An 11,983-nucleotide genomic window follows, 5' to 3' on the forward strand; every position below is an offset into this window, starting at 1 on the left:
ATATGATGGGATAGTGATGGACATATTGATAGGGGTTTTAGCCTTGCAATAATTCCTTGATAATCTAGCAGGGATAATGATAAGGTAAGTTGAATATTGGAGAATCGTACAGAAGGAGAGTGGTAACGTGGATTATCAGGTTGGTATTTTAGGTGGAGGACCTGGAGGATATGTTTGTGCATTAAGAGCTGCCCAACTGGGCTTATCAGTGGTACTGGTTGAGGGTGATCGTTTAGGTGGTACGTGTTTGAACCGGGGGTGTATTCCTACTAAGGCATTGGTTAAGAGTGCGGATTTATGGCGTGAGATGGGGCGTGCTGAAGAATTTGGTTTGTTCGCCGGTGACAAACGAATGGATTATGGAGCTGTGGTTGCTCGTAAAGATCAAATTGTCAATTCGCTGGTAGGCGGAGTAGAGAAGCTAATGAAATCAGCGAATATACGTGTTGTAAAGGGTTGGGGAGAGTTTAAAAGAGTTGGACAGATTTCTGTGACGACGGAAAATGGAGTTGAAGATTTAAACGTTAAAAATGTTGTCCTGGCCACAGGGTCTGTGCCTGTACGTATCCCGATACCGGGGGCTGACCTTCCAGGTGTTGAGACTAGTGATGAGATTCTCGAAGGGACAGATCTGCCAAAACGTCTAGTTATTATCGGAGGCGGAGTAATAGGCTTAGAATTTGCTTCGATATACGAGTCCTTTGGAGTTAAGGTTAGTGTGGTGGAAATGCTCCCGACGTTATTGCCTACCATTGATGAGGAAATTCCCAAGCGGTTAACTCCGTTGTTAAAACGCAGTGGGATCGATATTCTGACCAAGACTGCTGTAAAACAGATTCGGCAAGAAGGGGATAATCTCGTCGTTCAGGTTGAAGATGCTAAAGGTTTAAAGGACATTCCGGCTGATCGAGTCCTGTTATCCACTGGACGGAGACCTAGTATGAAGGGGATCGACGTGGAAGGTTTAGGTTTAGAGACGGAAAGAGGGGTCATCAAAGTGAACTCTCAAATGCAGACCAACCTTCCCAATGTTTATGCGATCGGTGATGTTGTCGGAGGTATTATGTTGGCCCATGTGGCTTCTGAAGAAGGGATCATCGCAGTAGAACATATTGCTGGCCGTTCAGTTGAGATGAGTTATAAAGCAATACCTAGTGCAATATTCACTCATCCTGAAATTGCCACCGTTGGGTATACTGAACAGGAATTAAAGGCTTCAGGGAAGGATTATCGTGTGAGTAAGTTTCCGTTTTCCGCTAATGGTAAGGCCCTAGCCCTAGGAGAAAGCATTGGGCTGGTTAAAATTTTGGCAGATGCTGAAGGGGTTGTCGTAGGAGCCAGCATCATGGGTCCACAGGCGAGTACCTTAATATCAGAATTAGTTCTTGCCGTGCAAAAAGGGCTTAGAGCCGAGGACATTGCACGGACGGTCCACGCCCACCCAACCTTGCCGGAAACAATTATGGAGGCAGCACATGGGATTGAGGGAAAACCACTTCATTTAGCATAGTCTCATAGTGAGGTCGTTTTATCCGATGACTACCAGCCGTAAGACTCCCATCTTCTATAAGTGGGAGATAACGGCTGCTACGTCCCTGGATAAGTTCTTCTAAGCTTCAGATGGAGTAAGTATTCCTCTTAGGCAAACTCCATCTGAAGCTAAGAATCACTTGATCGAACGCCGTTTAAGGGATCAAACCTTAAACGGCGATTATTTTTGCTCAAAATCCTGGGAATTTTTTTCTTAGATAGATGGTTAGAGAAAACGACAATAGTTGTCAGTATTTTCTAATAGATTTGAGGCGATTCGTTTTTATTGTCGTTTTTGCAACTATTGAATATAATCATGAAGATTTGATGCCGTTTAACAGTGGTTATTAGTGTATAGTCGACAAAATTAGTCACAAGCCTAATGGGTAAGAGGAGTAGGACCTTCTTCCTTTGTTTAGATATTGTTTTAAGAAAAAAGAGTTGGTTGCAGGATTAAGGTCATTAGCGTAGAATAAGTGGAGTAATGTGGAGTGAAGTGGGGCGAATTACCACAGAGGTGGGGTGATCTGCATGTTTATGGGGGAATACATTCATACGATTGATGGAAAAGGCCGCTTGATTATTCCTGCCAAATTCCGAGAAGCCTTAGGAAAACAATTTATTGTGACCAAAGGCTTAGATCACTGTTTGTTTGTCTACCCTCGTGCAGAATGGAACACCTTAGAACAGAAACTTCGTGAGTTGCCGTTTACTCAACCTGATGTGCGTGCATTTGTCCGTTTCTTTTTTTCTGGCGCAACGGAATGTGAACTGGATAAGCAGGGAAGAATTCTACTGCCAGCTAATTTGCGTGATTATGCGCAATTAGAGAAAGACTTGGTTCTGGTAGGAGTGTCAAGCCGCGTCGAGATTTGGAGCCAGACACTTTGGACAGAATACAGTCAACAAGCAGAAAGTGCTTATGCCAGCGCTGCAGAATCCCTGGTCCAGCTTGGAATATAGAAAGGAACGGTTTAACTTGGAGTTTCATCATGTAACAGTATTATTGGAAGAAACGGTGGATTCAGTCGTCACGAACCCCGCAGGTACCTATGTGGATTGCACCTTAGGTGGTGGAGGTCACAGTCAAAGGATTTTATCAAAGCTTAATGCCTTAGGGAAATTGATTTGTTTTGATCAGGATAGACAAGCCATTCGTCATGCAGAAGAAGTTTTTGGACAGGATGAACGGGTTATCTTAATTAATCGAAACTTTGAATCCTTGAAGGAGACACTCAAAGAATTAGATTTACTGCCCGTCGATGGAATCATCTTCGATTTAGGAGTCTCATCTCCTCAATTGGATGAAGCTGAACGAGGGTTTAGTTATATGCAAGACGCACCTTTGGATATGCGTATGGATCCTACGGGTGTGCTGGATGCCCGGGAAATTGTAAATTCGTGGTCTGAAGACGATTTAGCCCAGCTTATTTGGGACTATGGAGAAGAGAAATGGTCGAAACGTATTGCCCAATTTATCGTAAAAGCTCGCCAGGATCATCCCTTGGAAACTACCGGGGAACTGGTACAAGCAATTAAAGCTGCGGTTCCGGCAGCGGTTCGACGAAATGGACCTCATCCAGCCAAACGAACCTTCCAGGCTATTCGAATTGTTGTGAATGATGAATTAGGGGTTCTAGATCGAGTCATGGATCAAGCAATGGGTTGTTTAGATCATGGAGGACGAGTCGGAGTGATTACCTTTCACTCCCTTGAAGACCGAATTGTCAAAGAGAGAATGAAATCCTGGCTTGGACGCTGCACATGTCCATCGGAATTACCGATTTGTCGTTGCAACGCCAAAGCAATAGCTAAGGTGTTAACCAGAAAACCCATTCTACCGTCACAAGAAGAGGTTGAACAGAATCCTAGATCAAGAAGTGCAAAATTACGGGTGGCCGAAAAAATATAATGTCTAAAGCAATAAGAGGAGGAATACCCATGGTAGTGGCGCAGGAAACAGTTGATTGGCAGGAGTCTTTAACTCATACACATGCCAAGAGAAATCCTCAACCCGTGAGAAAAGGAAAAGGGTACTCTAAGATTAAAAGTATTATGGCGTTGGCAGTCATCGTTGGTTTAACGGGTGCAATTGGAGCGGAAACAATTCATCTGACAGTCGTTCAAGGAGCTCAAATACGAGCTCTAGAAACTGAAATAGCCGCAATTCAAACGAGGAACGATCTTCTCCAAATGGAGGCTGATAAACTTCGTTCAGTAGGACGGATTGAAAGTGTAGCCCTATCCATGGGTATGGAAAAACCTACGGGGAAAGTGTATATGGCAGGTGTCGTGCCTGCGGCCAAAAATCAAGAGGGGGCTCCGTTGACCCAAGCCGTAACTCAAACCGCAGAGGCTCAACCCTCTGCACTTAAACAGTTTTCACAAAAATTTACAAGCTTTTTTGCTTCAACACAACGTTAAGAGAAAGGCGCTTTGGGTACGCGGAGACCCCGGAAAGGTGGGGGTGAGGGCTAGTGAGTCCTTATGTCGTCATGCGTAAACGAATCGCTTTTCTTTTTTTGTGTGTTAGTATTTTTTTAGTTGTGCTAATTGTTCGATTGGCTTTTGTTCAACTTAGTCAAGGAGCAGATTTGCGTAAAAAGGCTGATGATTCTCACTTCCGCGGTGTGCCAGTGGCGCCTAAACGTGGAAATATCGAGGATCGTGAGGGAAATGTCCTAGCCATGAGCGTCAGCACGGAAACAGTATACGCGGTTCCGGCGGAGGTTCGGCAGTCTGGTCGAGCCAAGGAAATGGCAGCGACGTTGTCCCCTTTGCTCGGAAAGCCGGCCCAGGAGATTGAAGCACGTATTACGAAACGTTCTGCTTTGGAATATGTTCAAAAACGGGTTAGCCCAGAGGTGGCGGCCCAGGTTCGGGCGTTAGAGTTTCCTGGAATAGGAACGACGGAGGATAGCCAACGATATTATCCCAATGGGACTTTAGCGGCTCATATCATCGGATATGCAGGAATTGACAGTCAGGGCCTTGAAGGAATAGAGTTAACTAGGGAATCCGAGCTAAAAGGAATTCCCGGTAGTATTCTCCAAGAATTCGGAGCTAATGGAATTCCCCTGCCTCAGGCAGAACACCAGTACTTGGCTCCCAAACAAGGAAACACAGTGAGATTGACCATTGATAAGAATATTCAAGCATTTGCTGAACGTGAGTTGCAAAAGCTGATGACGGGTCAAGGAGTCAATATGAACGGGCAGGTGCCTAAGAATGCCTCAATTTTGGTGATGGATCCAAATACAGGGGAAATGCTCGCCTTGGCTTCTGCACCTACCTTTGATCCTAATCGATATCAGGAAGCGGATCCCAGCACGCGGCGGAATATTGCTATTCAGAATGGATATGAACCGGGATCCACCTTTAAGATTATTACCTTGGCGGCGGCCATAGAGGAGAAGAAAATTAAGCTTAATGAGCATTTTTTCGATAAAGGCGCTTATACAGTCTTGGGAAAGAATGTGCGCTGCTGGAAAGCAGGAGGGCATGGGGATCAAAGCTTTACTGAAGTGGCCGAAAACTCCTGTAATCCAGGTTTTATCGAGATGGGACAGCGTCTTGGAATGGATACGTTTTATAAATATCTGCGAGATTTTGGATTTGGACAGAAGACGGGAATTGAGATGTCTGGTGAAGCAAAGGGCATTTTGGCAAATAAGAAAAAGGCTACAGCCTTAGATTTAGCGACCATGTCCATCGGTCAAACAAATAACGTTACCCCTATCCAACTATTGGCTGCGGTTTCTGCGGTGGCGAACGGTGGGACGTTAATGAAACCTCAACTTGTAAAGGAAATAGTTGGACCGAGCGGGAGAGTCATTACCCCCTTTAAAAAAGATGAAATCAGGCGTATTATCAGTGAGGATACCTCAAAATTAGAACGTGAGGTTCTGGAATCTGTTGTAACGAATGGTACCGGGCGTCGGGCCTTTCTACCGGGATATAGAGTGGCAGGAAAAACTGGAACAGCGCAAAAAGTTCAAAATGGCGGGTATATTCAAGGGGAGTATGTGGCGTCCTTTGTAGCCTTTGCTCCTGCGGATAAACCACGTCTTGCTATTTTGTGTGTAATTGACGGTGTACCCTTTTATGGTGGAGTTGTGGGATGCCCTGTTGTGCAGACCGTTATGCTGGATTCCTTGAGATATTTAGGTGTCAAGCCCGATCCTAAGGCACCCTTAACCCCTGGGAAACCTATGCCTGGTCTTGAATTCCCGCCCATTAAGAAAGCGGCTACGGTACCTTCAGTTTTGGGGCTTCCTTTAGCAGAGGCAGAAAAAATCTTAGCTGAAGCAGGGTTTAAGACGATGACGGAGGGTCGGGGCGAGATTGTTCTAGATCAAATTCCTCATGGGGATGCGCAAGTAGAAGCTGAATCGAATGTGCTCCTCTACTTGGGAGCGGATGCATCGACTCCGACCCTTGGCCCATGGTGGGTAGAAGAGGATGAAGATGTCGAAGCAATTCGTAGTTTGACAGGCCGTTTACCAATTTCAGTCAGCCCGCTTGGGCGATAATCCGTGGTGTAAGGTCTGTTGCAAGGTTAATTTGTCTATAATAAATTTAGGTAAATATGTTAATAGAATGGTGTTCAAAAACGTTCGAAAGGAAAGATGGGGAATGCCAACAGCCAATATAGTACTAAAAGACATTATTAGCGGAATCGAGGTTCAAGCTTCTACGGGGGATAGTAATGTCATTGTCCGTGGAATGTCAATGGATTCACGGCTTGTTCAGCCGGGTGATCTTTATGCCTGTATCCCGGGTTTTCAGGTGGATGGTCACGATTTTGCGGCGGCTGCTGTGGCTTCTGGAGCTGTGGCTTTAGTCGTAGAGCGGTTTTTACCCATTGAGGTTCCTCAGGTAAAGGTTTCGAATGTGCGCCAAGTTGTGGGAAAATTGGCGGCCATGGTTTACGGTAACCCCAGTGAGCAACTAGAGTTGGTAGGCGTGACTGGGACAAATGGCAAGACAACGATTACTTATCTTATTGAGAAAATAGGGATTAAGAATGGTAAGAAGGTTGGTCTGATCGGTACTCTAGGATCTAGAATTGATGGGCGGTCAATTCCAGGGGACCGGACAACACCTGAATCCATAGATGTTCAGAAACTTTTAGGTGAAATGGTCGCTGAAGGAGTGAGTCTTGCAGTCATGGAGGTGTCCTCTCACGCCTTGTCCCTAGGAAGGGTTACTGGGTGTGAATTTGATGTGGGTATTTTTACTAATTTGACACAAGATCACTTAGATTATCATAAGACAATGGAGGACTATCTTTACGCAAAATCTCTTTTATTTGCAAATTTAAAGGGAAGTAAACAACCTAAGATCAGTATTTTAAATGGGGATGATCCTGCATTTAGAGAATTGAGCAAGGCGTCAATTGCCCCAGTTGTCAGTTACGGTATCCATAATAACGTGGATTACCGTGCGGAAAATGTCGAAGTTACCACAGAGGGAGTGCGGTTTCAGGTTCGCTATGGTGAGATAATCCAAGATATTTGGTATGCTACCCCAGGCTATTTTAGTGTCTATAACGCCTTGGCTGCCTTTGCTTGGGGAGTTGAACGAGGATATTTGCCAGCGACGGTTGCAGAAGCTTTGGCAGAAATATCCGGTGTACCGGGACGCTTTGAAAGTGTTCGGCTTGGTCAGCCTTTCCAAGTTATTGTGGATTACGCACATACCCCTGATGGGTTGGAGAATGTGGTGCGAACCGCTCGGGACTTTACGAAAGGAAGACTAATAACGGTCTTTGGATGTGGAGGAGACCGAGATCGGACGAAACGACCCTTGATGGGAGAGGTTGCGGCACGGGGAAGTGATTTTCTCTTCGTGACGTCGGATAATCCCCGTACTGAAGATCCAGATCAAATTATCAAGGAAATTCTAACAGGCGTTTCAGGTGTGGACTATATTGCCTTAGCAGATCGACGTGAAGCAATAGGGAGGGCTTGTCAACAGGCTAAACCTGGAGATACGATCCTCATCGCCGGGAAAGGACATGAAACCTATCAGATCTTTGGCACGGAGGTTCATCCCTTTGATGATCGAGAGGTAGCACGTGAAGCATTAAGGGGGCTGGGATATGGGCAAATGGACCGTTGAGGTAGTTACTCAAGTCGCTAAGGGGACCTTGCTTGGGGACGGAGGCTTAGAGGTTCAAGGATGTATTATAGACAGCCGCCAGGCTAGGGGCGGAGAAATGTTTTTTGCTTTACCAGGGGAACAAGTGGATGGGCATAATTATATTGAGGCTGCTTGGAAAAATGGAGCAGTGCTCGCAATTGCGGATGAAGCTCGTTATCGGGAAATGAAAGAGAAGCCTAACATTCCAGCTGGGAAAGCACTTTTGCTTGTAAAATCTGTCGTTACAGCCCTCCAAGAATTGGCTAAGTGCTGGCGTATAAAATTAAAGGCCAAGGTGGTTGGTGTCACTGGGAGCAACGGAAAAACGACTACCAAGGATATGATTTATGCGGTCTTGTCGCAAACCTTCCAAGTTCACCGGAATAAAGAAAATCATAATAATGAATTAGGGTTGCCGATGACAATTCTTAATGCACCGTTGGGCACAGAGATATTGATTCTGGAGATGGGTATGCGCGGTTTGGGGGAAATCAGTGCTTTATGTGAGATAGCAAAACCGGATCTTGGGGTGATTACTAATATCGGCACCACCCATTTGGAGTTATTACTTACCCAAGAGCGGATTGCTCAGGCCAAGTGGGAACTTGTCGAGGCACTGCCTGATGAGGGAAAGGCTATTATCAATGCCGAGGATTTCTTCTCAGTTCAAAAAGCAATCAAAGACTCCCATTCAATCTGTTATTATGGTCTTGAAGGCGCTTTTGCAACCCCTCACATCAGAGGGGTTCAACCACGGCCTTGGGGCGAGTTAGGGACGTCCTTTGTGGTAAACTTTCAGGATGAAAAAGCGACAGCAAATCTGCCTTTGCCTGGTACTCATAACGTGCTGGATGCCTTAGCAGCCTTAGCTGTGGGTACGATGTTTGGAGTTCCTCTGGATATAGGGTGTAAAGGGCTTAGTGAGCTGGAATTATCTAAGATGAGGTTAGAAATTCGGCAAGGAGTTCTGGGAACCATCCTTATCAACGATGTCTATAACGCCAATCCAGTTTCAATGCAGGCTTCCTTGAATGTCCTTAAAGAGCGCGCCGCTGGGAATAAGACCCTCGCAATTTTAGGGGAGATGTACGAACTTGGCAGCTCTGCAGAATCAGGGCATCAGGAAGTCGGTCGAACCCTCGCAGGGCTGGGTATAAGTGGATTAATAACTGTGGGGAAACTGGCAGAAGAGATCGCGCAAGGGGCACGGCTGGCTGGATATGCTGAAGATCAGATTACCGTGACGGGTTCACTTGAGGAAGCAAGTCAAAAAGCCCTGGATCTTCTAAGTAGGTTAGGTCCGGGAACATGGATTCTTATAAAAGGTTCAAGGGGTATGCGGATGGAAAAAATTACGGCAGAACTGGAAAGTTCAGAGTAAAGGATGGAATAGCACATGTCTGAGCGTTTGGTCTTGGCGGCAGGATTAGCCCTGATTATTACGTTGGTCTTGGGCCCCTTTTTGATACCGGTCTTAAGAATTCTTAAGTTCGGTCAAAATGTACGGGACGATGGCCCTAAAAGACACCTAAAAAAGGCCGGAACCCCTACGATGGGTGGAATTATTTTTCTTGTTGGAATTATTGTCAGTTCTTTGATTACAGCAGAACAACCCACTTCCCTGGAAATGGTGACCTTGGTGGGTATTACACTAGGATATGGGATAATAGGATTTATCGATGATTTTATTAAAGTCGTAATGCATCGCTCCTTGGGGCTTCGGGCTTACCAGAAACTTATAGGTCAGTTTGGCTTGGCGTTTATTCTAATGTGGATTTCCGTTCATTGGTTGGGAAGGGGGACAGATCTTGCGATTCCTTTCACATCCATCCACCTGGAATTAGGTTGGTTTTACTATGTAATAATTTCTTTGGTTATAGTGTTAATGACCAATGCAGTTAATCTCACAGATGGTCTAGACGGCTTGGCGGCAGGAAGCACCATGTTCGCCGGTGCTGCTTATGTTGTAATTGCCCTACTGGCTGCAATCCATGGGGTTGCTGTTCTAGCCCACGAAACGGATATGGCGGTGTTTGCGGCTGCCTTAGTAGGGGGTACTTTAGGATTTTTGCGCTTTAATACCTACCCTGCACGAATCTTTATGGGTGATACGGGATCCCTGGCCTTAGGGGGAGCTTTAGCTAGTTTGGCTGTCCTAACTAAGAGTGAATTTGTTTTTATAGTTATCGGTGGATTATTTGCAGCAGAGGCCCTCTCTGTCATTCTGCAGGTTATTTCGTTCCAAACGACGGGAAAACGGATTTTCCGGATGAGTCCACTTCACCATCACTTTGAACTTGTGGGTTGGAGTGAGTGGAAAGTGGTCATCGTTTTTTGGTCTGTTGCTTTGATTTGTGCCATTCTCGGGATCATTGGTTATATGCCGACCCTGGGGTAAAACAGCCCAGAGGTTGGCGTAATAGCTTCAACATCTAACGCGCAAGTGAAGGGAACGTGTGTGAACGTGCAATGTCCCCTTGCTTTCAAAGACCCAATAGATCTAAACTCACTTAGGAGGAATTTTTGTGGATAGAGAAAAAATGTTATCGTATATCTTGGATTCATACCCATACCCTATTGCATTTGTCGATTGTGACCATGTTATTAGATACCTTAACAAACGGGCACAATATCATTATTATCAAGAGCGTGGTTATCGAGATTTAATTGGAAAATCAATTTTTGATTGTCATCTAAATCCTAAATCGGAGGAAATGATAAAATCCGTTGTCGAACAACTCAAAAACCATGCCAATGAGGTCTTTCTAAAAGTTAGTCCTAGAAATGAACGAATATATATTGTGCCGGTAAGGGATGAGAATGGAGAGTTAATCGGATATTTTGAAAGGTTCGAGTTGAATTTGCAGAAGTAATTTTCGACTAGAACAGCAATATAATGACTCGGAAACGGAGGGTATGTGGTGTGGAATGGTTGAATAAACGCGTTCTGGTAATTGGTGCGGGGCTAAGCGGCCAGGCAGCAGTTCGCAAACTAAAGGGTTTGGGGGCAGAGGTTTTTCTGACGGATAGTCAGTCGGTGGAGAAGCTTCCAGGTGTAGAGGAGATAGGACTTGATCCTGAGCATTTGTTATTAGGTCAAGTACCTGAATTTGCAGGAATCAATCCTGAACTGATTATTTTGTCTCCAGGGGTGTCACCTACGCTCTCCTTGGTCCAGGAGGGAATTGCCAAACAAGTGACTGTGTGGAGCGAAGTCGAGCTTGCTATGCATGATTGTCCTGCGCTTTGTGTCGGGGTTACCGGTACTAATGGAAAAACGACAACCACAACTCTAATTGGTGAGTTAGCTAAGCAGACGGGACGAGCGACTATCGTCGCTGGTAATATCGGAGTGGCCTTAAGTAGTCAAGCGAATGACCTGGGAGATAACAGTATTGTTGTTGCTGAACTTTCTAGTTTTCAGTTAGAATTTGTCGATGAATTACGAGTTCATATCGGGGTTTTACTTAATCTGACACCAGATCATTTGGACAGGCATGGAACTCTGGAAAACTACTTGGAGGCCAAAGCCCAAATCTTTAAGAATCAAGCTCCCACGGATTTAGCGATCTTAAATTGGGATGACCCTTTAGTCCGAGACCTAGGTAATAAACTAAAAAGCCGAGTGATCTATTTTAGCCCGACAACCTTTTTGCAGGATGGAATCAGTCTTTGGCACGACGATATCGTCTATGCTGAAAAAGAAAAAAGGACGATGATTCCGATTATTTCACGGAAGAATCTCCAACTACGGGGTTCCCATAATTTAGAGAATGTTATGGCTGCGGCTGCAGCTGCGAGAGCCTTTGGTCTTTCCTGGACTGAGATTTCTGAAGGTCTTGCTCGATTCAAAGGGGTTGAGCATCGGCAAGAAGTCGTAGGCAGCTTTGAAGGAATACTCTTCGTGAATGACTCTAAAGGGACAAATACAGATGCTGCTACCAAAGCGTTGTTGGCCTTCGATGAACCCTTGGTCTTAATCGCTGGAGGCAAAAACAAAGGTCTGGATTTTCATGAGTTTATGAAGGTTGTCCAGAGAAAGGTTAAGAGTCTAGTGCTGGTAGGGCAGGCGGCGGAGGAAATGGAGCAAGCTGCCAAGGATGAAGGAGTTCAGAGGATCGTCAAAGTGACAACCTTCGAGGAAGCTGTCAATAAAGCGATCTCTCAAGCGATACCCGGGGATGTGGTTTTACTATCCCCAGCTTGTACAAGTTGGGATATGTTTAAGAATTATGAGCAAAGAGGGGAATTGTTTAAGGAGTTAGTGCGTAGGCATTATAGGGAACCCATTCAACAATAAAGGGGGATC

The 11,983-nt window shown here is 45.3% G+C and carries 10 protein-coding genes; all 10 read left to right on the plus strand.

Translation table 11 applies throughout. The annotated features are described in order from the left end of the window. The first annotated feature begins 127 nt into the window (after nucleotides 1-127). The 10 genes from lpdA to murD all read left to right on the plus strand — a co-directional run bounded on the left by lpdA (nucleotide 128) and on the right by murD (nucleotide 11,974). Nucleotides 128-1,510 carry a dihydrolipoyl dehydrogenase gene (gene lpdA, locus HGJ98_RS16840; protein WP_291352855.1) on the plus strand — a complete coding sequence of 461 codons (1,383 nt, stop codon included), beginning with the start codon at nucleotides 128-130 and terminating at the stop codon, nucleotides 1,508-1,510. 551 nt (nucleotides 1,511-2,061) lie between these two features. Then, nucleotides 2,062-2,493 carry a division/cell wall cluster transcriptional repressor MraZ gene (gene mraZ / locus HGJ98_RS16845; RefSeq protein WP_291353121.1) on the plus strand — a complete coding sequence of 144 codons (432 nt, stop codon included), beginning with the start codon at nucleotides 2,062-2,064 and terminating at the stop codon, nucleotides 2,491-2,493. Nucleotides 2,494-2,509: 16 nt separating this feature from the next. Further along, nucleotides 2,510-3,442 carry a 16S rRNA (cytosine(1402)-N(4))-methyltransferase RsmH gene (gene rsmH, locus HGJ98_RS16850; protein WP_291353122.1) on the plus strand — a complete coding sequence of 311 codons (933 nt, stop codon included), beginning with the start codon at nucleotides 2,510-2,512 and terminating at the stop codon, nucleotides 3,440-3,442. A 29-nt stretch (nucleotides 3,443-3,471) separates the two neighbouring features. Then, the gene (locus HGJ98_RS16855) at nucleotides 3,472-3,954 is read left to right on the plus strand and encodes a septum formation initiator (RefSeq protein WP_291352856.1); all 483 of its coding nucleotides are present in this window, start codon (nucleotides 3,472-3,474) and stop codon (nucleotides 3,952-3,954) included. A gap of 53 nt (nucleotides 3,955-4,007) precedes the next feature. Beyond that, a complete protein-coding gene (locus HGJ98_RS16860) occupies nucleotides 4,008-6,062 on the plus strand; it encodes a penicillin-binding transpeptidase domain-containing protein (protein ID WP_291352857.1) in 2,055 nt (684 codons plus the stop codon). A 103-nt stretch (nucleotides 6,063-6,165) separates the two neighbouring features. Continuing rightward, on the plus strand, nucleotides 6,166-7,653 hold the full coding sequence (locus HGJ98_RS16865; RefSeq protein ID WP_291353123.1) for a UDP-N-acetylmuramoyl-L-alanyl-D-glutamate--2,6-diaminopimelate ligase: 1,488 nt from the start codon (nucleotides 6,166-6,168) through the stop codon (nucleotides 7,651-7,653). Then, on the plus strand, nucleotides 7,634-9,055 hold the full coding sequence (murF, locus tag HGJ98_RS16870) for a UDP-N-acetylmuramoyl-tripeptide--D-alanyl-D-alanine ligase (RefSeq protein ID WP_291352858.1): 1,422 nt from the start codon (nucleotides 7,634-7,636) through the stop codon (nucleotides 9,053-9,055). Before HGJ98_RS16865 ends, murF begins: the two co-directional genes overlap by 20 nt. A gap of 15 nt (nucleotides 9,056-9,070) precedes the next feature. Beyond that, nucleotides 9,071-10,072, plus strand: coding sequence for a phospho-N-acetylmuramoyl-pentapeptide-transferase (gene mraY, locus HGJ98_RS16875; protein WP_291352859.1), 1,002 nt, complete (start codon nucleotides 9,071-9,073; stop codon nucleotides 10,070-10,072). A 127-nt stretch (nucleotides 10,073-10,199) separates the two neighbouring features. Then, nucleotides 10,200-10,547: a PAS domain-containing protein gene (locus tag HGJ98_RS16880; protein ID WP_291352860.1), complete on the plus strand. Its 348-nt coding sequence runs from the start codon at nucleotides 10,200-10,202 to the stop codon at nucleotides 10,545-10,547. 50 nt (nucleotides 10,548-10,597) lie between these two features. After that, a complete protein-coding gene (gene murD / locus HGJ98_RS16885) occupies nucleotides 10,598-11,974 on the plus strand; it encodes a UDP-N-acetylmuramoyl-L-alanine--D-glutamate ligase (RefSeq protein ID WP_291352861.1) in 1,377 nt (458 codons plus the stop codon). Nucleotides 11,975-11,983: the final 9 nt, after the last annotated feature.

The sequence above is a fragment of the Desulfosporosinus sp. genome (genome assembly GCF_014237355.1).
Classification (GTDB): Bacteria; Bacillota; Desulfitobacteriia; order Desulfitobacteriales; family Desulfitobacteriaceae; genus Desulfosporosinus.